Genomic DNA, 20,876 nt, shown 5'->3' with positions numbered 1-20,876 from the left:
TATAACCTTATGGGTTTACAGTAGTTAAATATTTTTTTTCACCATTAACTATTTTATTTATAACAGCTGATCTTACTGCATCACCATTTTCTAATGTAATTACACCAGATGCTGCTTGGAAATTTTTAATTGCTCTAATATTCTTATTTACACATTGTTTATCTGTAGGGTCTTCACACTTATTCATAGCTGCAACTATAACATTATAAGAATCTGCTGTTAAAACACCAAAAGGATGAACCTCTTTATTTAGCTCTTTTTTATAAGCTTTTTCATATTTTTTTGATAAATCAGTAGTTTTGGGAGCATCACTTGAGTAAAGGTCTGTTCCATAAAAACCTTCAACAGCATCTCCACCTGCGTCAAAAAATACTTTATCTGCAGTCATACCATCAGTACCTAAAAATTTCGCTGTTATTCCTAGTTGTTTGGCTTGTTTTGCAATAAGCCCAGCTTCTGCTGAATAAATAGGGAAAAAGATAAGTTCTGGTTTTAATGCTTTAATATTTGAAAGCATTGCTTTAAAATCACTATCACCTGAATTTATTCTTGCAACTTGAATTATATTTCCACCAAGTTTTTTATACGCTCTTCTAAAAACTTTAGAAATACCAATTGAGTAATCAAGTTTAACATCTGTAATTAAAACTGCTTTTTTTAATTTTAAATTATTAATAGCAAAATTAGCAGCAACTTCACCTTGGAAAGCATCTGAAAAACAAACTCTACTAACAAAATCTTTTCTTTTTGTTACTAAAATATTTGTAGCAACTGGTGCAACAACAGGTGTTTTTGCATTTTCTGCAATTTTTGTCATGGCCATTGTATTTGTAGAAGTTAAAGCACCAACTATGGCTGTTACTTTATCATAAGAAATTAACTTTGATGCAGCATTTGCTGATTCTATTTTATCAGATTTGTTATCAACTAATACAAGCTTGATATCATCACCATTATCTAATTTAGGGTTTAATTTATGCATAAGATTTAATCCCTCAACTGCACTTTGCCCAAATCCACCAATTGGTCCAGACATTGGCATAATTACACCAATTTTAACTTCTTTTGCAACTAATACTGAACTACAAGTCAAAAGTGAAGCAACTGTAAGACCTAAAATTTTTTTTGAAATATTCATAATTTTTTCTCCAATCAATAATAAATGAAACTATACTCTTTATTAGATAAAAACAAAACTAAATTAAACTATTTTATTCTTACCATCTTTTTTTGCATCATATAAACTGGTATCAGCTCTTTTAATTAAACTATGAATTTCTTTGTCATTGATGTTATATTCTGAACATCCAATACTTACTGTAAACTTTTTATTGTTTTTTGTATTTTTATTTATACAATCAATTAACTTTTGGGCAACAGTTTTTGCTCCATTGATATTTGAATTAGGTAAAAGTATCAAGAACTCATCTCCTCCAAGTCTTACTATGAAATCATTTTCTCTAATTTTTTCTTTCATAATATCAACTAAATCCAATAACACTTGGTCACCCATATCATGACCATAATTGTCATTTATAGCTTTAAAATCGTCTATATCAACTAAGAGAATAGATAAAATACCTTTTTCTCTTTTTAGTATTTCAAAATATTTTTTAGAAAAATCTTCTAAAAATCTTCTATTATAAACTTTTGTTAAGGCATCAGTATTTGAAAGTTCTTCATGCATAGCTCTACTAGCTTCTGTTTTAATTAACTCTTCTGTTCTATTTTCTAACTCTTTTGCAAGTTTATTGAAGTTTTTATTTACTTCATCTATTTCCATTATTCCACAATCTGCTAATTCAATTTGTTTTTTAGTACTTCCAAGGGTTTTTGTCATATTTATAATTTTGCTCAAAGGTTTATTTATTGTGTAAACAAAATCATTAGCTTTTTTATGTAAATATATAAAAAATATCAAATAAAATAAAACTATTAATATAATTACAATAAGACCTAAATACAAATACTCTTTTTCAAGGTCTTTCACCTCACTTAAAATATCATCTTCTTTAATTAGTGTAATTGTATGCCAAGATAACTTTTCAATTTGTTCTGTAAATATAAAGTATCTTTTGCCATCTAAAAGAAAATCATGTTTATATTTTTTATTATTTACAACATCTTTTAAAATATTTTTTAGTTCAATACTTTTGTATTTTAATGGCTCTTTTTCACTTTTAAATATTGTATTTGAAATCTTTTCATCTTTTTCATATTCATAGTTATTGAAATTTTTAACCTTTAATATCTGTGCTATTTTTCTACTCATAGCAATAATCTCTAGATTCTTATCAATTAAAAAACTCTCTCCCTTATATGGTATTTTTAAAGTTAAGAAATTTCGAATAATTATATCCACAGTTACATCAAGTCCTACAACTCCTTGTAAAACATCATTTTTATAAATAGGTGCAATAGCACTTATCATCCAGCCTTGTCCAGCAGGATCTAAATATACATTTGTCCAAGTAACTTTTTTTTCTGGATTATGTTTAATATCTGCTTTATAATAAAAATTATAATTCTTCATATTTAAATCTGCCGGAAAACTATTATATGCCTTATTGATAAAAGGATAATAGCGACTGTAATTATGTCTTGAGTTAAAATATCCAGCAACTACTATTTGGTTGTTTACAACATTTGCTTTTAAATTCTTTTCAAGATATTTAGTTTTCTTTATTTCTTCTTTTAAGTCGTTTGTTATTGAACTATTTTTTGAAACTATTACTGAAGAGTCAGTTTCATTATTTACATTATAGTACATTCCATTTTCTGCAAATTTGTACTTTTCATTGTTTGATATTTTTAGATTGTCTATTTGTTCAAAAAAGTTTTCTTGTTCATTTTGTAAAGATTTCAAATTGTTTTCTATCACAAGAAAAGAGCTATCAAAATGATATTTTATATCTTTAACTCTATCATAAACACTCTCTTTTACATCTTTTAAAACAAATTTTGTACTTTTTTGTAAAATATTATTATTGGCGTTAAAATAAAGTATTAATAATGCTAATTCAATAAAGAAAATAGAAGTTAATGTAGTTTTTAAATAATTTTTATAAATTATCTTTTTTAGCGTTATTTTTTCCAAAACAGACCTTTTTTAAAGGAGTTTAAAACATTATAATAATATAAGATTTTTTAACCTTTCATGTAATAATAAATTAATTTTTTACTTTAAGCTAAGATAACTCGAGACTCATTAAAAACATATCTTCCCCATCTATCACTTTTGTACTATACGAATCACACTTGGGACAAGTAAATTCATTTTTTTCTAGAGTTGATTGTTCTTTGCAATCAAGACATTCGATGACTACTTTTTGATAATTTATAATAAACTCACAACCATCACAAACAGTCTTCTCTTTAAAAGTATCAAATGCAGTTTGTAATAAATCAGGCTCAACACCACTTAAAGCACCAATTTTTACTATTACTTTTGTCACTTTTGTAGCTTCATTTTCTCTGGCATGTTCTTCACAACTTTCTAAAAGTGATTGAACTATTGAGTATTCATGCATTTATATCCTTTAACCTTTTGGGTGTATTTATTGGTTTTATTTTATGTACAAAATCATATCTTAAAGAGTGAAAAGAACTAGATTCATCCCAAAATTCATCATACATTATTTTCAACTCTTGCTCTTTGCACTCTTGCATATAAACAGAGTCTTCTTCTAAAACATCTTTTTTCTTATCAATAAAGTACTCATAAAAGTCATCTTCTAAAAGACTTTTACAATACTCTTTTAGTCTATTTTGATATTCACTAGACTTAAATACCTCATCAATCATATTTATCTTTTTAGCATAATTTGAGTTTATTGGTAAACAGTTTTTGAGTAAATCATTTGCTTTTTCTTGCCCTACTCTTTTGGGTAAGCTAAAAGTATGGTATTCACTGCCACTTAATCCTAGTGTTTTATAGTGAGGATTAAAAACTACATCTTCAAGTGCTACTACAAAATCACAAGCTAGTCCTAAAAAAACTCCTCCTGCACCAGAATTTTTAGCAAACGAAGCCACGGTAATAATATCATCACACTCAAAAACTGCTTTAACAGCTTCATTCATGGCATTTATATTACTCCAGCCATCTTCACCTTGCTTTTTGCTATCTTCAAGAATATTTAGATGAATTCCATTTGAAAAAAAATCATCTCCACCCATCAAAACTAAAATTTTACACTCATTTTTTAAATACTCTATTGCATATTTTAACTTCACACATTGAACTGATGTCATAGCACCATTGTGAAAATTAAAATATAAGTATGCTATTTCACCTTCTTTATTTACTCTTAACTCATAAAAGGTGTTTAACTCTTCTTCAATTACAAGAGGAATTCTTTTCTCTTGTATGCCTTTAATCTTATTTTTTAAAACATAAGTTGCTGGAAGTTTAAATGAGTCTATTTCTCTTATTTGGGATATCCAAATTGCTTTATCTATTGTACCTATACATATTGCACCATCTCTTTTGGCTAGTATCTCTTTTGGTTTACCTTTTAGTGTATCTTCTATATATGCACTATACAAATAGCACTTTACCCCAAGTAGTTCATCAAGTACTCCTGGATAGGAATCAGACATATTTATTTTTTTTAATATTTTTTTTGTGTCATCTTTTTGCCAATCTATTTTTCTATCATTTTGTTTTAAATTTTTATGTATAGAGTTTAGTATTTGTTTTGTAGGTATGTAGTCTTGCTTTTGGTAGTTTTTTAAAAACTCTTTCATGGCTTTTATAGTAGCTCTTGTTATTTCATTTCTATATAAGGATGCTTTTGAACTCTCTCTCATAGGAAAAGTTACTTGTGCATATATCTCTCCACCATCAAGATGTTCATTTGCCTTTAGTATTACTACTCCCCACTCTTTTAGTTCATCATTTATGGCATTGTCTAAAGAGTTATGCCCTCTATCTCCAATAGGTCCAGGATGCAGTACAAAAGTTGGTGTTGATTCATATATCTCTTTTGGTATATACTCTTTTAGATATGGGCAAAATAGGATATCAGGTTTTATATTTTCTACTTCTTTTATCATCAGCTCTTTTGATATGGCAAACTTTATAAACACTTTATGCTCCAACTCTTGAAGCTTACAATATATGCTTTGGGATAAACTATTAAAAGATGAGATTAAAAGAAGTATCTTCATAACTTAGACTATTAACAAATTCTAGGTAATAATTCGCCACTTGGAATATCTAAAAATCTTTTTGTTCCCCATTGGCTATTTAGGATTACTTTTTGTTCATACTGCTGTGTAACCTTACCGATGATAGTTGCATTTTTTGCTTCAGGAAAATCATGTAATACTTCTATTGCTTTTTGGGCATCTTCTTTTTTTATAGCTAAAACAAAAGTGCCTTCATTGGCTAAACTCATAGCCTCAAACCCTAGTAACTCACATATACCATTTACTTCATCACATACTGGTATTTTCTCTTCATCTATTTCGACACATACATTTGATTGTTTTGCCCACTCATTTAAAACAGCACTAACCCCACCTCGTGTAGCATCTCTTAATGCAGTTATTTTAATGCCAGCATCAATCAAAGCTTTTACTTGTGGATATAAAGAGTTACAATCACTTTTTAATGTTGTACTTATATCCATACCCTCACGTGCAGCAAATATAGTAGCCCCATGCGCTCCTATATCTCTGCTTACAAATATCAAGTCATCTTCACTAATGTTATTAGAACTAATACCCTTATATTGTATCTCTCCTATACCTGTAGTGTTTATAAAGATTTTATCAACAGCACCTTTTGGTACTACCTTTGTATCTCCACTTACTACAATAGCATCATTTTTTTCAAGTTCAGTTTTCATACTCTTAACAATCTTTTCCAAATCTCTAACAGAAAAACCCTCTTCTATAATAACAGAACAAGTAAGATACTTAGGCTTTGCACCCATCATGGCTAAGTCATTGCAAGTTCCACAAATAGCAAGTTTACCAATATCTGCTCCATTAAAGAAAAGTGGACTTACAGTAAATGAATCAGTACTAAAAGCCAAAGTCCCATCTTGAATAACAGCAGCATCTTCACTCTTACTTAATATGTCATTTTTAAAAGCTTTATAAAATACCTGTGTAATAAGCTCATTATTCTCTTGCCCACCATTACCATGAGCTAGTGTTATTGTTTTTGTCATTTTCTTTTAATCCTAAAAATTTTGTCTTACAAACTATAGAGATAGTAGGTTTTAGATTTTGTTCTAGTTCAAGGCGGAGATAAAAATTTAGGTAGGAACTTACAATAGTAAGTGAGTATCTAAGTTTTTAACTTCAACAATGAAATAGGACAAAACATGAAAGCTAATATCCCTATAGTAGATTTCCGTATTTGTAGTACGCTGCACAAGCACCCTCGCTACTAACCATACAACTTCCAACTGGACTACTTGGCTTACATGCTGTTCCAAAGATAGTACAATCAGGGGGATTAGCTATTCCTCTTAATATATCTCCACAAATACAAAGCTTGTGATCTTCCATCTCTTCTAATGGCAATACTTCTTTATATATTACCTTTGCATTATATTTTGCATATTCATCTTTTAGTTCCAAGCCACTTTGTGGAATATTTCCTAAACCTCTCCATTTGAACAGACACTTTGTAAAATATTTCTTTATAAGCTCTTGCGCTTTTATATTTCCTTCATATGATACAAGTCTTTTATACTCTATTTCTAACTCACATCTATTCTCACAAAATTGTTTTATTATCATAGAGATTGCTTGCATAACATCTACAGGTTCAAATCCAGCAACGACAACTGGTCTTTTATACTTTTTGGGAAACTCTTCATAAATCTTACTTCCACTTATAACACTAACATGGGAAGGTCCAAGAAAAGCATCTATTCTATTGTTGTATGAATCAACATGTTCATCTCTACTATCTATTAGTTCACGCATAACTTCGGGAACTGTTACGTGATTTATATGAAAAAATATATTTTTCATATCTTGTTTCATAACCACATCAAGAAGTGCTGCTGTCATAGGGGTAGTTGTTTCAAAACCTATAGCAAAAAATATTATCTTTTTTGTTGGATTTTCATTTGCTATTTTTATACAATCCATAGGAGAATATACAAACCTAACATCAGCACCTTTACTTCTAGCATCTTGTAAACTTCCCTTACTACCTGGCACTTTTATCATATCCCCTAAAGTTACAAGAATCACATCTTTTTGCATACTTAAAATATAGGCATGGTCGATTCTCTCTTTTGGCATGATACATACAGGACAGCCAGGACCATGTATAAAGTTAATATTTGAAGGAAGAAGTTGAGGAAGTCCATACTTCATAATAGTATGGGTATGTCCACCACACACTTCCATTATATTTATACTTTTTCCTAGTTTTTTTGCATCTTCTTGGATAAGTTTTTGATAGGCTTTGATAGTTTTAGCATCCCTAAAACCATCATATAAATCTTTTAGTTCTAATTGGCTCATTGTATTATCTACTAGGACAGTTTTCAGATTCAACTATTGCTTGCTGTTTGTCTAACTCATCCATTTTGTCTATTATCTCTTTATAAACTTTTAAAGACTCAAAGGCATCTTCTTCATCTATTTTGTTCATGGCAAAACCTATATGAATAAGTACATAATCACCCACAACTACATCTTGGTCTATTAAATCCAAACTTGCACTTCTTTCTACTCCCATAGTATCAACAACACATGTGTTCATCTCAGAGTTTATACTTTTTATTTTTGATGGTATTGATAGGCACATCTATATTTTTCCTTTTCCTGTCATTGGTGCTAAAGCACATCAATTTTGGCTCTAAACTAAAAAAACAAAGCAGTTTGCTTTTTCTTACGCTTATCGCATATTTCTTTTAAAACTAATCCAATCGATTACTTTTTTAACTGAATTTTCATCTTTTGTTGATACCTCTATAATATCAACACTTGGATTTAGTTTTCTTGCTGCTTCTTTTTCTTTTTGAATATCATAATCAAAATATGGTAATAAATCTGTTTTTGTTATAAGAATCAAATCAGCACATCTAAACATCACAGGATATTTTTCTATTTTATCTTCACCTTCAGGAACTGACACAAGAACTATATTTAAGTGAGTTCCTACATCATAAGAAGCTGGACATACAAGATTTCCTACATTTTCTACAAAACATACATCAACTTCATTTAATGCAATATCATGTAAACCTTTATGTACCATAAAAGCATCTAGGTGACAAGCACTACCTGTTTGTATTTGAACAGCGCTGATTCCTTTTGCTTTTAATCTATCTGCATCTCTTGAAGTCTCTAAATCACCCTCTACAACTGCAAATTTAAAATCAACTAAACCAGAGAAAGATTCTAAAAGAGTTGTTTTACCACTACCTGGACTAGACATCAAATTTATACCCAATACACCATTTTTTTCAAGGTGAGCTCTATTGTGCTCTGCTTCATGGTCATTTTTATCAAGTATTTTTTTAATAACTGATATTGTTTTTGAATCATTTAATTGTGGGTTATGATGAAGTGTTTCATGAGCTGCTTGGTGGCTCGAACTTTCATGGGAGTGAGTGTGTTCATGAGAATGACCATGTTCGTGGTCATGATGATGGTGATGATCTGTTATACTACAACCGCAATCTTTACACATAAGAGTTTTCCTTTTAAAATATCTTATTTTAAAAGGAACCTTCAATTCTTATCTACTTTTTAACGTGATTTATAAAAAATCACTAAAAGTAGTAAAAACTTAAGAAGGTAACGAGTTACCTTTTATAAAGCATTCCTTTTAAATATAAACATAATTTTGTTTGATTTATGAATAGTTATTCATTTTATGTAGTTTAATGAAACTAATCTAAAAGGAAACTAAAATAAAGTTTACTTGTGCATATTTAGAACAAGTTTTGATAAATAGGAGTTTTATTTAAACAAAACTTGTAGATGTCTCTTTTAATATACTATTTACATCTAAAGACTCACCATTATATTTTACTAACTTTATACCTTGTGAAGTAAAAGATTTAGCAGTATTTTTACAAGCTTTTTTTACAACTATGTAATTGCAATCATTAAGCGCAACACCCATTTTGTTGTGTTGGGCAATATGTTCTTCATCATCATGGGCATGATCACAAGCATGGTCTTCTTCCGCATGGTCATGGTCTATATCTGTTCTTGGATTTTGAATAACTGAGTTTAATTTAAAAGAACGAAACATTCCTGTTCCACTTTGTTCAAAGATAGCAAACTTAGGAGTGTGTCCTGCGTTACTAAAAAATGTTAAATTTTCATCTTTTACGGGAATAGCTATTTTCATTTTATTTACCTTATTTATTAATGGAGTATACTACACTTTAGTATATATGCAATTATTACTCCATTAGTATTAATAAAAGGTTATAATTTTATTATAGTTTTTCTAGACTATTATTATGTAATCTATAAATAGTTGGGGCAAGACTATCTATAAAACTTTTATGATGAGATACAATTATCATTGATTTTTTTATTGTATTTAAAATATTTACTATTTTTTCTTCTGACTCTTCATCTAAGGCATTTGTTGGTTCATCAAGTAAAATTATTTTGGGCTTTAAGATAAGTAGTCCTGCAAGAGCCACGATTTTTTGTTCACCTCCACTTAAATCAAATATTACCCTATCTTTTAAATGTTTTATTTTCAACTCTTCTAAAATCTCATCGGCTTTTTTTAAAGCCACACTTTCTTCTTCACCTTTTGCTCTTAGGGAAAAAATAACATCTTCAATAACAGTAGGACATAAAAAGTGATTTGATACATCTTGGGGTAAATATGCTATGTCATTACGATAGTTTTTAAAGTCTTTTAAATTTGAAATTTTATTATGAAATATTTCTACATATCCATCACAAGGAGAAGTAAGTCCTGCAACTATTTTTAAAAGAGTACTTTTCCCAGATCCATTTGAACCTATGATAGCAATCTTTTCTTCATGCCCTAGATTTAAATTTATATTTTTAAATATCTCTTTTTTATCATGTTTATAGGAAACACCTCTTAGATTAACTGAACAACTCATAAAACACCTTTAAATAAATTATAACTATCAATGAAAACAGTACTATCTCAAAAGTAGCTATTTTATCTGATTTGAGAAAATAGATTTTATTTTCAAAACCTCTTGTTGTCATGCTACATCGCATATCTTCTGATTTTTTAATAGCTTTTATAAATATCAATGCAAATATATTTCCATATGTTTGATAAGTAAATAATGAAGTACTACTTCTAAAGCCTCTTGATTTTAAACTATTTTTTATCTCTTTAAAACTAAACATCAAGTGCTCTATTAATGAAATTGTAAAATAAAATACACTTACAAACTTTTCGGGGAAACCTAAACTATCTAATCCTCTTACAATATCATAGCCCTTTGATTTATAAAACAGTGCTATATTAAAAAGAAGAATAAGATTTGTTCTGAAAAAGATTTCTATTGCTTCATCTTTATTTTGAAAAAACACAAACAACACTAAGATAAAAATGAAAAAGTTAAGATAAATAAGTTTTCTAAATATTTTATTTAGTTTATCTTTTTCAATAAATAACACAACAAAAATAGGTAATAAAAAAACAAAAGTTAAAGGAAAAAAAGATACCACTATGGAAAACAAAAATGAATTTATTAAATTTAAAGACTCTTTATTCATTTTTTAAATCTTTTTAAAAGAAAAAATATTAAAGCAATTAATAATAACCCAATAAAAATATTTAAATACTTTTCATCTTTTTGACTTTTTAAATGGCTTTTTAGATTCTCTTTTTTTATATTTTTTACAGATATACTCTCTTTTGCAAGGTGACCACTACTTGCATCAATTATTATCTCTAACTCTTTATATGGTGAGATATAAGTATATTTGCCTTCATTATTTAGTACATCTTCTAAGACTATTTGCTTTTTATTTTCGATTATTAATTTACAATTTTTACAAGCAGCCCCATTTGCAAAATATGAGTATATTTCTACTTTGTCTTTTTCACTTGAAATAAAAAGATTAACTTTATGGGCATAAGAAAAACTAGCTAATAAAAATACTAAAATAAAATATTTCAAATCAAACCTTTAATATCTTAGGGTAAACCTTTTTAATAAAAAGAAGTAAAAACATACTAACAATTCCTTCTATAATCATAGTTATGATATTTACAGAAAAAACAGTATATGCAGCATAGCTATACTCTTCTTTTGAAAAATATAAAATCAATGTTAAAAACAGTGTGGCAAAAAAAGTACCAATAAAGCCTACTAAAAAGAATTTAATTTTATCATTTAATTTTTTAAAAAAGTTGAAATTATACAAATAATAGACAAGAATAGCAGGTGCTGCCATTATAAAAAGATTTACACCTATTGAAGCTACTCCTCCATAACCTAAAAGTAAAGCTTGTAAAAGTAAAGCAATAAAAATAGCAATAAAACTACTCCACCCTATCAAAATGCCAATAACTCCCAAAAGTATCAAATGAATTTGTGTAAAACCGAAGGGAATATGAATAAATGAAGCAATAAAAAACATAGCACTTGCAACAGCTGTTAGAGTTATTTCTTCATTTTTAAGATCTTTAATTGCTTTAATTAAAGCAATCAAAGATACAGCTGAAACAGCTATAGTAATGGCAGGAGTTAGTACACCATCGGCTATATGCATCTTAGTAAGCTTTTACCCAAATAAGTGCACCATTTTCAATTGGATATGATTTTCCATCACTATGTTTTATCTCACCCTCTTCTATAAGTGCAGCAAATCCCCACCAACCTTTATGGTTCATAACAAATGAAAAAACACCATTATCATCTGTTTTAACCACTTGAGTTATGTGAGCATCACTTGGAGCTTTTAGACCAAACTCATTGTATAGTTCAACTTCAACTTCAACATTTATTGCAGGTTTTCCATCATGTAAAACTTTTCCTTGAAATAAATTACCACTATAAAGTCCAAAAGGCTTTGTCATAGGAATAATTTCATATTTTAATCCTATAGGTTCATCCCATCCATCTTCTAAACCAAAAGAACTAATAATTAGTTTTGGAACATGAGATATAAACTTCTCTTCTGCTGGTTCAAAATAAGGTTGTGGCTGTACAAAAAGCTTATTAACTCCTGGCATTTTAATTTTATACTCTGCTTTCCAAGCTTTATGTTCTAGCTTTTTTGTTTGTGTTAATGGCAAAGTTTTATCTAAACTATTTATAAATAACTTTGGCTTTTCCATTGTCATACCACTTTGTTCAAAAGGGTGAATAAATGAAATATCAAAACTTATATTTGACTCATCTTTAGTGGATACATTATCTGTATTTGATAAAAAAGTTAAAAAATGAGCATTTGCTGACAATCCAATCATTAGTAGAAACAAAATCATTCTTTTCATAATATTTTTCCTTGTATAAATTTAAAAGATTATAATAGTTAGCTTGTTATAGTATAATAAATTTCCCTATCATCTTATGTATTTTTAGAACAAAAAATATACAATTTTTATAATTTAACAAATAATGGTACAATTTCACAAATGAAAAACATACCTAAACTTGTACTTTTAACACTTCTATTGCTTGCAATGACAACTATGATGTCAAATGTTGCTATAGTTACATCACTACCACACCTTAAAGAACATTTTTCAAATGTATCTAATATAGAGTTTTATTCAAGACTTATGTTAACCTTACCATCTTTAGTCATAGCCCTTCTTGCTCCTATTTTAGGTCATTTTATTTTTAGATTTGGCAAAAAAAGGTCAGCTTTAATCGCCCTATTTTTCTTTTCACTTTTTGGAACTTCTGGACTATATCTTGATAGCATTGAGTCACTTCTTATTTCAAGGGCTCTATTTGGTTTATGTGTTGCAACTTTGATGATAGTTTCCACATCTTTAGTTGGAGATTATTTTAAAGAAGAAGAAAGACATAGATTTATGGGGTTTCAAAGTGCTTTTATGGCTATTGGTGGAATCTTTTTTGTCATAGGTGGAGGATTTTTATCTGATATAAATTGGAGACTTCCTTTTGGTATATATTTTATGGGTTTGATTTTATTGCCTTTAGTTTTTGCAAATCTAAGAGAAGTAGTTATTGAACATATTCAAGAAAATGAAATACTAAATGTAAGTAAAAATATCTTAGCAGTATACTTTCTTGCTTTTATTTATATGCTACTATTTTTTGTACTACCAACCCAGATTCCTTTTTTGTTAATAGAGAAGTTTAAAGCAAGTGGTTCTTTTGCTGGAACAATTATTGCCACTGCATTTTTTTGTAATGCCTTAGGTGCTATTGCTTTTTCAAAGTTAAAAACTAAATTCTCTTTTTCTACTATTTATTTAATAGGTTTACTTCTTATTGCCTTAGGTTTTACTACGGTTGGTTTTATAAATAACATATACTTCTTTTTTATCACAAGTCCTATTTTAGGTTTTGCAGGTGGTATTATGATGACAAACGTAACTGCATGGATGCTAAGTAAAACTACTATTAAAAAAAGAGTGAAAAGCTCTGGTTACTTTACTTCCTGCTTATTTTTAGGACAATTTTCATCCCCAATAATTTTTCACCCTCTAATTGAGATATTTGAGATACAAGATTTCTTTTTAGTAATAGGCTTAGGATTATTTATAATCACAGCTATTACAATAGTATCAAAAAAATTTATACTGAAATAACAGTTTCCCCATTTTTTATCCAAGAACTTAAAAGCTCACCTGTATAGTAAATCTGCATATTACAAGATGCTAACTCATCTTTAACACCTAAGTTTTCAGAACACTTTTGACAAGCTATTATTTCAACACCATCAGCAATCATTGCTTTTACTTTTTCTTGAACCTCTTTATCTTCACTTATAAGCTTTTGAGAAGCACCCCAAACTAATATTTGAACATTTTCAATCCACCCTTTTAGTTTTGCATTGTGAGCATAAAGACAAATCATATTTAAAGCTGTCTCTTTATTGTCACTTGTCCATAAAATCTTTGCACAGTTATTCATAAATATCTCCTAAAGTTTATTTTTTAGATTATATATATTCTAACTTATTAATTTATATAAATAGAACTTTAGCTATAATTTTTTATGAACATAACAAGCTGTCCCTTTTGTGATAATAATTCACTTTATACCCTACAAGATAATTATAAAAAATGCAAATCCTGCAAAACAAAATTTTCACTAACTAAATTAGAAACAGATATAAAAATTATCAACTTTTTTTGTAACAATATAAATGCAAACAAAACAGCAAAACTTTTAGATGTAAACTACAGAACAGTACAAAACAGATATATGCTTTTTAGAAAATTAATAGCAAGTTTTTTAGAAGATGAATATAATAGAAGTATTAAAGATAATAGCTCTTATGAAGAGTACTATTACTTTACACAAAGAAAACAAAATAAAAAAAACCGTTCACTTTTTGAAGCTATTAATATCATAGGATTTTATTCAAGTCAAAAAATATATACTCTACTTATGCCAAGATTACCTAAGTATAGTGTACAAAGCAGTACAAAAGATTATGAATACTATTTAAAGTGGCATAAGCTGTATTCTATAAACTCTTATAAGACTCCATTGAGTATTTTTTGGAAGTATTTAGAAGAAAATCTAAAAAAATATAAGGGTATTGATGAGAAGAATTTTTTTTATTATTTAAAAGAGTGTGAGTTTAAGTTTAACTATTTACAAAATAGACAAATAGAGACTCTAAAAAATCTCTATTTTAGTAAAAATGGCATATCCCGTTCAAGTGATTCTAGTAGGTCTTGATTTAAAAAGAATTTTGAATATTCTTCTTTACTTTTATGGGCTTGAACACAGACATATCTATTTCTTTTTATAAGATTTAAAGGCTCCTCTATGAAGTTTTTATACTCTAAATTTTCATGATAATAGTCATACATTTTTTTTAAATCTTCATCTGTGACTTTATCTTTTAACATAACAATATTATCTTCAAAAAACTCAATAACATTTTCTTCATCATCTTTTAGATGTAAAAAAGCTTCAACAATATCGATAAATCTCATATCAAATTTAAAGCCCTGTAAAAGCAACTCTTTTAATTGTTCAACTTTATTGTTTTGGAAATAGTATTGCATAAGAAGTGTTAAATAATGCTCTCTTATATCACTATCTTCTTTGCTAAGTTTCTCTTCAATTTTATCTAAATCATTAATTATATTTTCATTTATATTTTTCTCATGTAGTATGGCACATTGAGCCATTATTTCATGTAGTCTATCATCCATTTAAAATCCTAATTATATTTAATTGTAGATTATAGTAAATAATATTAATTTTGCGTTAAATTAAATTGGTTAATATTACGACAATAAAAAAGGAATACCATGTTAAAAACTGCTTTACATAGATTTAGAATAATCTCATATATTGAAGGCTTATCTTATTTGACCCTTCTGTTTATTGCAATGCCTATAAAATATCTAGGAGACAATCCATACCCTGTAAAAATCATAGGGATGGCCCATGGTATTTTATTTATACTGTTTATGATTTTTTTGTTTGAATCAATGAGAAAATATAGTTGGGAGAATAGATTTAGTATTAGACTTTTTATATACTCACTTCTTCCCTTTGGTTCATTTGTAATAGAGAAGAAAATAAAAAAAATAGTATAAGGTATTATAACTAGCTTTTTTTATAATATAACTGCCCCAATGAAATGCCTTGGTCATTTAGAGGTATTTTCTTAGAATAATAAAACTCTCTTTTTTCATTTTTAAACTTTTTTGAGAGTTGTTCTAATAATGTCTTATTTTGAAAAACTCCACCAGATAGTATTACTTTTAAATTTTTATGCTCAAATGAGATATCATAAATTATATTTATAATCATATTGATAAACTTAGAACAAATCATTTTTTTATCAGTATCTTCTAAAACCTCAAATATCGCTTTTGATAAATCAATTTGATTATCTACTAATTCATACTCATAAGATTCTTTTATATTCTCATCATACTCTTTTTCAATTAATAATCCTGTTTGCCCTTCATATGTTTGTATTTGTAAGATATCGGAAAAAGAAGCAATTGCATCAAAAAATCTTCCAAAAGAGCTTGATAATGGGGCATTTAATTTTTTCTGCCACATCATATGAAGTAAAACAATTTCATTGTTTGAAAAAGAGTTTACACAAGCATTATCTAAACTTAAAACTTCTTCTAATGTAAAGTTATCAAATAGTAAAGATAAAGCTATTCTTTTAGGCTCTTTTACTGCCTTTTCACCACCTAAAAGCTTAAAGTAGTTTATGTGATTAAGTCGTTTATATCTACTTCTATTTGCAATAAAAACTTCCCCACCCCAAATATTTCCATCATCTCCATAACCTGTTCCATCAAAAACAAAAGCCAAAACATCTTCATCTATATTATTTTCTAACATACAAGATAAAACATGTGCATAATGATGTTGTATTTGAATAAGTTCTTTATTTTGTAATTTTGCCCATTTTGTTGTCTCATAGTTTGGATGTTTATCACAGATTATAAGCTCAGGCTCAAAATCATAAAATCTTTTAAAAGTCTCCACACTTCTTTGAAAATACTCCATTGAAACTATTGAGTTCAAATCCCCTATATAAGGTGAAGAGATAATATTATTTTCAAAACCTATAGATATGGAGTTTTTTTGATTTGCACCAAGGGATAATATATTTTTATCAAATTTTATTTGTGTTTTAAATGATAAGGGAGTGTAACCACGGGCTAATCTTAATATTTGTACATCATTATTTACAACTTGAACAATAGAGTCATCACAGGCATTGATTATCTCTCTGTTAAAATCAAGCACATAATCAATACTGTTTGATAGTTTTGTAAATATATCTTCAACACATTTTATAATTGGCTCATCTTTTAGATTTGCACTTGTGGCTATGATTGGATTATTTAGATATCTAAAAAGTAAAAAATGTAAAGGAGTATATGGTAAAAATACGCCTAGTCTATTTATCTTCGAAGCTACGCTATCACAAATCTTATTATTATCATTTTTGTTTACTATTACTATAGGTTTTTCTTTTGATGAAATTACATCTTCTTCTTTTTGAGAAAGTACTGTATGCTTTTTTATCTCTTGCAAGTTTTTAAACATAACAGCAAAAGGTTTTGAAGGACGATTTTTCTTTTCTCTTAAGTTTTTAATTGTATCTTCATTTGTGGCATCACAAACTATATGAAATCCACCCATACCTTTTATAGCAACTATCTTTCCACTATTTATCAAATTGGCTATTTGTTTTATGGCATCTATATTTGAAGATAGTTTATTTTTTTGATTATCATAAAGCATAACTTGTGGACCACACTCTTCGCAGGCTACTGGCTGAGCATGGTATCTTCTATTTGTGGGATATTCGTACTCTTTTTTACACTTATTACAAAGTTCAAACAAAGCCATAGAAGTATTACACCTATCGTAGGGAACTGTTTTGATTATAGAGTATCTTGGACCACAATTTGTACAGTTAGTCAAAGCATAATCATATCTAAAATTATTTTCATCATTTATATCAGATATACAATCCTCACAAATACAAATATCAGGGGAGATTATTGTTGATTTATTATTTGAGTTTTCACTTTTTTTTATCTCAAAAGAGTTGTATTTTCGTTTTTTCTTTTCATCTTTAATATGTATCTCATCGATTTTAGCTAGTGGAGGGGGATTGTTCTTTAGTTCAAGTAAAAAAGAGTTAATAGCTTTTTCATCAAGTGATGATAAAAGTATATTTACACCCTTGTCATCATTGTTTACCCAACCATTGAGGTCATATTTTAAAGCCAAATTATAAATAAATGGTCTAAATCCAACTCCTTGAACTAGCCCTTTTACTTGAACTCTTTTTTGTATCATAAATCTCTTTTAATAATCTAATGCAGTATCTCTTGGAAGTATAATATCAAAAGTTTTATTTAATCCGTCATTAACCTTATTTAATAAAATATTATTAGCAAACATATCACCACACAAAATTACATCTTTTGTGTTTAGTTCACTATTTATTTTTGTTACATTATCTGTTATCAAATCACTAAGACTTTCATAAAAAGAATAAGCTAACATTCTAGTATCAACATCTGCCATTTTATAACTCATAATACTTTGTACAACTCTTCTATAGTCTAAATAATTTACACCATCTATTTTTGCTAACTTCATGTCTATTTGAATACCACTTTTAGAGTTATATGCAAAAGCTGCATCTTCAAACTCAATATAGTCTTCCATACCCAACATATAAGCACATAAATTTAGGATAGCCTCAAAACCATTGGCATCTTTGTTTTTCAACTCTTTTATAAAATATTGAGAAAATTTATTTTTATAATTTGTTACCAATCTTTGAGTGTTTTCATCGATTACTGATATTTCATCTAAAGCATTTGATACATCACAAATAATATTTGGGATTGTGATAATATCTTTTAAACCTTTTCCTGGAACATTTACTGAGATTGTACTATTTGTACTAGCATAAGAAAAATATATTGCAATACTTGGTTTTATTCTTTTGTTTCTAGAAGCTAGTGTTGCTTTTATCACTCCACTATTATCATCAAAAAACTCTTTTGAACTGTTATATTTTTTATCTAAATTATAATCATATTTGGGGAATAAAGATTTTTCACCATTGATTACTAAAACTTCATCATTGAAATATGTAACTTTTAAACCATCTTGTAAGCTCTCTTCTTTTACATAAAGCAAATAATCAATTCCCTCTTTTTGTAAGGCATTTGCAAAAAGGATTGTCTCTTTATCATCTGGAAGTTTTACATTTATAAAGTTTGTTCTTGAGTACTCTTTATCTTTGTTTTTTAATATATCAAATTTTAGTTTTACCAATGGTCTTTCAATAGAACAAAGAAGTTGTAAATCTTTTTGGTTTAAAGATACTATTTGCGATAATTTATTTAAATTACAAACAAAAAGTTTTACTTCATAACCTTTAGATTCAAACTCTTCTCTTAGTGTTTTTGAGGGTAAAAATAGATCTTTAAAACCATTATGTGTCTCTATTTTAGACACTCTTCCTTCTTTTATTCTATTTATATCATTAGAAAAATCAATATTTTCATTCTCTTTAATTATATTTGCTATATCTTTATTTGTGAACATTGATACATTTTGTACTATATTTTTATCTTCTAACTCTTCTGTTGTTTCATCAAAAAAGTCAATTGTATATGACTTAGCTAAAAATATAGATAGGGGAAGATTCTCTCCTAAAAAGCTAAAAAACTCTTCGATTTTTTCTTCACTATCATCACAAGTAATTAAAATAAATCCTAGATATTGTTTAACTGTTGCATTTATTCCATTTTCAACTACTAGATTTTCTAAGATATGTTTATAATATAAATTTGTACTATTGAACTCTATTTTATAAAATAGTTTCATCTTGTTGTATCCTCATTATTAGGAATTCTATCATCATATTCATCATTGTATGAACCTAAAAGTCCTTTACAAATTTGAGCTACAGATTTTTGGTTTTCTTTTTTACTTACTTTTATTCCTAAATTCTCCACATCAATTATGGCTTGATTAATTAGCCCCATGAACTTCTCTTCAATAGTTTTTGTAAGTCCAATTTGTACACTTACTATATCTTCTGGAATAATCCCAATAATTGTAACTTCTGCATGTTTATCTAAAACAGAACATATCTCTAACATCTCTACTATTTCTACTTCATGGGCTGTTTTTCTATATTGTCCAAGTCCTAATAAAACATCTGATGGTAGTCTAAAAATATCTCCTGCTTTATCTTCTATTGAAACTGTGTCTAAAATAATAACATTATCATACTCTTGAAAATAGGTCATTAGTTTAAACCCTAAGGTTCCCCCATCCATAATCTCAATATCACCTTCAAATTCATAATTCTCTTCTAAATATTTAGCAGCTAAAATACCTACACCTTCATCCTTAAAAAGTAAGTTTCCAACACCTATAACAATATTTTTCATATACAACCTTCATATTTATTTAATACATTCAAAAACAAAATACATTTTACTTGTGGATATATTAGCAGGAAGTTAAAAGGATATGTTTTTATCCATATCCTTTTATTTTTTATTTTTTTTCAGAATTAGCTTTTTTGTTTACGAATTTTGTTCCACCAAATACAATATTGATGTCACCCTCTCTCCAAAAAATTGTTCTCCATACTTGATAATAAATATGAGACATAACCCACATCAATAATAAATACATTGCTGTGTGATGCGCAATTCTTACCCCCATATTTCCACCAAATACATCTAAAGTCCAATCAGTTGAAAAGTGTAAAAGCCATGGCCACCAAGCTCCAATAGAACTATGTCCTGAAGCTAAACCATGAACATATAATTGAAGTCCTGTTAAAAGCATAAATACTAATAATATATGAAAAAGTGTAAAAAACATTATGTTATAAGAATCACTATGTGTTGAATCAAACTTTTTTCTTCTATTAAAAGTTATAAGATTAAAAAACACTTCACAAAACTCAATAAAGTTTTTCTTTGTTGGTAAAATCTTTTTATATGGTTTTTCAAATCTAGAAAATAGATATAAATAACCAATCAAAATAGCTGTAACATCAAAGATAATTGCCACTATAAAGTGTCCCCATCTATTCCATGCCATAACATATTTATCAACAGCAGGATCTGCAATAAAGGTTTGATAATATGGATGACCAATGTATAGCCCGGTTGCAACTGCAACAATCATACAAATCGCATTTGTCCAATGGATAGTTCGCATGATTGGAGTCATTCGCTCAAC

At 28.0% G+C, this 20,876-nt stretch carries 23 protein-coding genes; 3 read left to right on the top strand and 20 right to left on the bottom strand.

The annotated features are described in order from the left end of the window. Positions 1-7: 7 nt before the first annotated feature. From ACNI28_RS12405 to ACNI28_RS12340, 14 genes are all read right to left on the bottom strand, one after another. On the bottom strand, positions 8-1,138 hold the full coding sequence (locus ACNI28_RS12405) for an ABC transporter substrate-binding protein (RefSeq protein ID WP_419764572.1): 1,131 nt from the start codon (positions 1,136-1,138) through the stop codon (positions 8-10). A gap of 63 nt (positions 1,139-1,201) precedes the next feature. Further along, positions 1,202-3,097, bottom strand: coding sequence for a diguanylate cyclase (locus ACNI28_RS12400; RefSeq protein ID WP_419764571.1), 1,896 nt, complete (start codon positions 3,095-3,097; stop codon positions 1,202-1,204). A 91-nt stretch (positions 3,098-3,188) separates the two neighbouring features. After that, the gene (gene hypA / locus ACNI28_RS12395) at positions 3,189-3,530 is read right to left on the bottom strand and encodes a hydrogenase maturation nickel metallochaperone HypA (RefSeq protein ID WP_419764570.1); all 342 of its coding nucleotides are present in this window, start codon (positions 3,528-3,530) and stop codon (positions 3,189-3,191) included. After that, complete coding sequence (locus ACNI28_RS12390) at positions 3,523-5,172, bottom strand: hydrogenase maturation protein (RefSeq protein WP_419764569.1); 1,650 nt, start codon at positions 5,170-5,172, stop codon at positions 3,523-3,525. Before ACNI28_RS12390 ends, hypA begins: the two co-directional genes overlap by 8 nt. 11 nt (positions 5,173-5,183) lie before the next feature. Next, the gene (gene hypE / locus ACNI28_RS12385; protein ID WP_419764568.1) at positions 5,184-6,182 is read right to left on the bottom strand and encodes a hydrogenase expression/formation protein HypE; all 999 of its coding nucleotides are present in this window, start codon (positions 6,180-6,182) and stop codon (positions 5,184-5,186) included. 172 nt (positions 6,183-6,354) lie between these two features. Next, on the bottom strand, positions 6,355-7,497 hold the full coding sequence (gene hypD, locus ACNI28_RS12380) for a hydrogenase formation protein HypD (protein WP_419764567.1): 1,143 nt from the start codon (positions 7,495-7,497) through the stop codon (positions 6,355-6,357). A gap of 4 nt (positions 7,498-7,501) precedes the next feature. Continuing rightward, complete coding sequence (locus ACNI28_RS12375) at positions 7,502-7,783, bottom strand: HypC/HybG/HupF family hydrogenase formation chaperone (RefSeq protein ID WP_419764566.1); 282 nt, start codon at positions 7,781-7,783, stop codon at positions 7,502-7,504. A 90-nt stretch (positions 7,784-7,873) separates the two neighbouring features. Next, on the bottom strand, positions 7,874-8,671 hold the full coding sequence (gene hypB, locus ACNI28_RS12370) for a hydrogenase nickel incorporation protein HypB (protein WP_419764565.1): 798 nt from the start codon (positions 8,669-8,671) through the stop codon (positions 7,874-7,876). 276 nt (positions 8,672-8,947) lie between these two features. Then, positions 8,948-9,340, bottom strand: coding sequence for a NifB/NifX family molybdenum-iron cluster-binding protein (locus ACNI28_RS12365; RefSeq protein ID WP_419764564.1), 393 nt, complete (start codon positions 9,338-9,340; stop codon positions 8,948-8,950). A 91-nt stretch (positions 9,341-9,431) separates the two neighbouring features. Beyond that, the gene (locus ACNI28_RS12360) at positions 9,432-10,082 is read right to left on the bottom strand and encodes an energy-coupling factor ABC transporter ATP-binding protein (RefSeq protein ID WP_419764563.1); all 651 of its coding nucleotides are present in this window, start codon (positions 10,080-10,082) and stop codon (positions 9,432-9,434) included. Beyond that, entirely contained in the window at positions 10,066-10,713 is a 648-nt protein-coding gene (locus ACNI28_RS12355; protein WP_419764562.1) for an energy-coupling factor transporter transmembrane component T family protein, read from the bottom strand. Before ACNI28_RS12355 ends, ACNI28_RS12360 begins: the two co-directional genes overlap by 17 nt. Continuing rightward, entirely contained in the window at positions 10,710-11,120 is a 411-nt protein-coding gene (locus ACNI28_RS12350) for a hypothetical protein (protein ID WP_419764561.1), read from the bottom strand. Before ACNI28_RS12350 ends, ACNI28_RS12355 begins: the two co-directional genes overlap by 4 nt. 1 nt (position 11,121) lies before the next feature. After that, entirely contained in the window at positions 11,122-11,715 is a 594-nt protein-coding gene (gene cbiM / locus ACNI28_RS12345) for a cobalt transporter CbiM (RefSeq protein ID WP_419764560.1), read from the bottom strand. 1 nt (position 11,716) lies between these two features. Continuing rightward, positions 11,717-12,442, bottom strand: a complete 726-nt coding sequence (locus tag ACNI28_RS12340; RefSeq protein ID WP_419764559.1) for a DUF4198 domain-containing protein — start codon at positions 12,440-12,442, stop codon at positions 11,717-11,719. 141 nt (positions 12,443-12,583) lie between these two features. On the opposite strand from ACNI28_RS12340, the gene ACNI28_RS12335 reads away from it, so the two are divergent. Beyond that, positions 12,584-13,732, top strand: coding sequence for an MFS transporter (locus tag ACNI28_RS12335; protein ID WP_419764558.1), 1,149 nt, complete (start codon positions 12,584-12,586; stop codon positions 13,730-13,732). Here ACNI28_RS12335 and ACNI28_RS12330 read toward each other — a convergent pair. Then, entirely contained in the window at positions 13,719-14,057 is a 339-nt protein-coding gene (locus ACNI28_RS12330) for a DsrE family protein (RefSeq protein WP_419764557.1), read from the bottom strand. The genes ACNI28_RS12335 and ACNI28_RS12330 overlap by 14 nt on opposite strands. 84 nt (positions 14,058-14,141) lie before the next feature. Here ACNI28_RS12330 and ACNI28_RS12325 point away from each other — a divergent pair, with 84 nt between their 5' ends. After that, the gene (locus tag ACNI28_RS12325; RefSeq protein ID WP_419764556.1) at positions 14,142-14,834 is read left to right on the top strand and encodes a hypothetical protein; all 693 of its coding nucleotides are present in this window, start codon (positions 14,142-14,144) and stop codon (positions 14,832-14,834) included. Here ACNI28_RS12325 and ACNI28_RS12320 read toward each other — a convergent pair. Further along, positions 14,783-15,316 carry a hypothetical protein gene (locus ACNI28_RS12320; RefSeq protein WP_419764555.1) on the bottom strand — a complete coding sequence of 178 codons (534 nt, stop codon included), beginning with the start codon at positions 15,314-15,316 and terminating at the stop codon, positions 14,783-14,785. The genes ACNI28_RS12325 and ACNI28_RS12320 overlap by 52 nt on opposite strands. Before the next feature lie 99 nt (positions 15,317-15,415). Between ACNI28_RS12320 and ACNI28_RS12315 the strand changes: the two genes are divergently transcribed. Further along, complete coding sequence (locus ACNI28_RS12315) at positions 15,416-15,706, top strand: DUF3817 domain-containing protein (protein WP_419764554.1); 291 nt, start codon at positions 15,416-15,418, stop codon at positions 15,704-15,706. 10 nt (positions 15,707-15,716) lie between these two features. On the opposite strand, the gene hypF is transcribed toward ACNI28_RS12315, so the two are convergent. From hypF to ACNI28_RS12295, 4 genes are all read right to left on the bottom strand, one after another. Then, positions 15,717-17,951: a carbamoyltransferase HypF gene (hypF, locus tag ACNI28_RS12310; RefSeq protein ID WP_419764553.1), complete on the bottom strand. Its 2,235-nt coding sequence runs from the start codon at positions 17,949-17,951 to the stop codon at positions 15,717-15,719. A 9-nt stretch (positions 17,952-17,960) separates the two neighbouring features. Then, the gene (locus ACNI28_RS12305) at positions 17,961-19,499 is read right to left on the bottom strand and encodes a Kae1-like domain-containing protein (RefSeq protein ID WP_419764552.1); all 1,539 of its coding nucleotides are present in this window, start codon (positions 19,497-19,499) and stop codon (positions 17,961-17,963) included. Then, complete coding sequence (locus ACNI28_RS12300) at positions 19,496-20,071, bottom strand: HyaD/HybD family hydrogenase maturation endopeptidase (protein WP_419764551.1); 576 nt, start codon at positions 20,069-20,071, stop codon at positions 19,496-19,498. The genes ACNI28_RS12305 and ACNI28_RS12300 overlap by 4 nt, the downstream gene beginning before the upstream one ends. Positions 20,072-20,180: 109 nt before the next feature. Then, the gene (locus tag ACNI28_RS12295; RefSeq protein ID WP_419766478.1) at positions 20,181-20,867 is read right to left on the bottom strand and encodes a cytochrome b/b6 domain-containing protein; all 687 of its coding nucleotides are present in this window, start codon (positions 20,865-20,867) and stop codon (positions 20,181-20,183) included. Positions 20,868-20,876 lie beyond the last annotated feature (9 nt).

This window comes from Arcobacter denitrificans (SeqCode) (genome assembly GCF_048571185.1).
Taxonomy (GTDB): domain Bacteria; phylum Campylobacterota; class Campylobacteria; order Campylobacterales; family Arcobacteraceae; genus Arcobacter; species Arcobacter denitrificans.
Note: the sequence above shows the minus strand (reverse complement) of the source record. Positions and strands in the feature narration are given on the sequence as shown.

What these genes read in the sequence shown, in the direction of transcription:
- cbiM (WP_419764560.1), bottom strand. Translation starts at nt 11,715, where the DNA reads ATGCATATAGCCGATGGTGTACTAACTCCTGCCATTACTATAGCTGTT.
- ACNI28_RS12375 (WP_419764566.1), bottom strand. Translation starts at nt 7,783, where the DNA reads ATGTGCCTATCAATACCATCAAAAATAAAAAGTATAAACTCTGAGATG.
- ACNI28_RS12340 (WP_419764559.1), bottom strand. Translation starts at nt 12,442, where the DNA reads ATGAAAAGAATGATTTTGTTTCTACTAATGATTGGATTGTCAGCAAAT.
- hypD (WP_419764567.1), bottom strand. Translation starts at nt 7,497, where the DNA reads ATGAGCCAATTAGAACTAAAAGATTTATATGATGGTTTTAGGGATGCT.
- hypA (WP_419764570.1), bottom strand. Translation starts at nt 3,530, where the DNA reads ATGCATGAATACTCAATAGTTCAATCACTTTTAGAAAGTTGTGAAGAA.
- hypE (WP_419764568.1), bottom strand. Translation starts at nt 6,182, where the DNA reads ATGACAAAAACAATAACACTAGCTCATGGTAATGGTGGGCAAGAGAAT.
- ACNI28_RS12390 (WP_419764569.1), bottom strand. Translation starts at nt 5,172, where the DNA reads ATGAAGATACTTCTTTTAATCTCATCTTTTAATAGTTTATCCCAAAGC.
- ACNI28_RS12330 (WP_419764557.1), bottom strand. Translation starts at nt 14,057, where the DNA reads ATGAATAACTGTGCAAAGATTTTATGGACAAGTGACAATAAAGAGACA.
- ACNI28_RS12300 (WP_419764551.1), bottom strand. Translation starts at nt 20,071, where the DNA reads ATGAAAAATATTGTTATAGGTGTTGGAAACTTACTTTTTAAGGATGAA.
- ACNI28_RS12335 (WP_419764558.1), top strand. Translation starts at nt 12,584, where the DNA reads ATGAAAAACATACCTAAACTTGTACTTTTAACACTTCTATTGCTTGCA.
- ACNI28_RS12320 (WP_419764555.1), bottom strand. Translation starts at nt 15,316, where the DNA reads ATGGATGATAGACTACATGAAATAATGGCTCAATGTGCCATACTACAT.
- ACNI28_RS12315 (WP_419764554.1), top strand. Translation starts at nt 15,416, where the DNA reads ATGTTAAAAACTGCTTTACATAGATTTAGAATAATCTCATATATTGAA.
- ACNI28_RS12325 (WP_419764556.1), top strand. Translation starts at nt 14,142, where the DNA reads ATGAACATAACAAGCTGTCCCTTTTGTGATAATAATTCACTTTATACC.
- ACNI28_RS12360 (WP_419764563.1), bottom strand. Translation starts at nt 10,082, where the DNA reads ATGAGTTGTTCAGTTAATCTAAGAGGTGTTTCCTATAAACATGATAAA.
- hypB (WP_419764565.1), bottom strand. Translation starts at nt 8,671, where the DNA reads ATGTGTAAAGATTGCGGTTGTAGTATAACAGATCATCACCATCATCAT.
- ACNI28_RS12405 (WP_419764572.1), bottom strand. Translation starts at nt 1,138, where the DNA reads ATGAATATTTCAAAAAAAATTTTAGGTCTTACAGTTGCTTCACTTTTG.
- ACNI28_RS12305 (WP_419764552.1), bottom strand. Translation starts at nt 19,499, where the DNA reads ATGAAACTATTTTATAAAATAGAGTTCAATAGTACAAATTTATATTAT.
- ACNI28_RS12365 (WP_419764564.1), bottom strand. Translation starts at nt 9,340, where the DNA reads ATGAAAATAGCTATTCCCGTAAAAGATGAAAATTTAACATTTTTTAGT.
- hypF (WP_419764553.1), bottom strand. Translation starts at nt 17,951, where the DNA reads ATGATACAAAAAAGAGTTCAAGTAAAAGGGCTAGTTCAAGGAGTTGGA.
- ACNI28_RS12355 (WP_419764562.1), bottom strand. Translation starts at nt 10,713, where the DNA reads ATGAATAAAGAGTCTTTAAATTTAATAAATTCATTTTTGTTTTCCATA.
- ACNI28_RS12295 (WP_419766478.1), bottom strand. Translation starts at nt 20,867, where the DNA reads ATGACTCCAATCATGCGAACTATCCATTGGACAAATGCGATTTGTATG.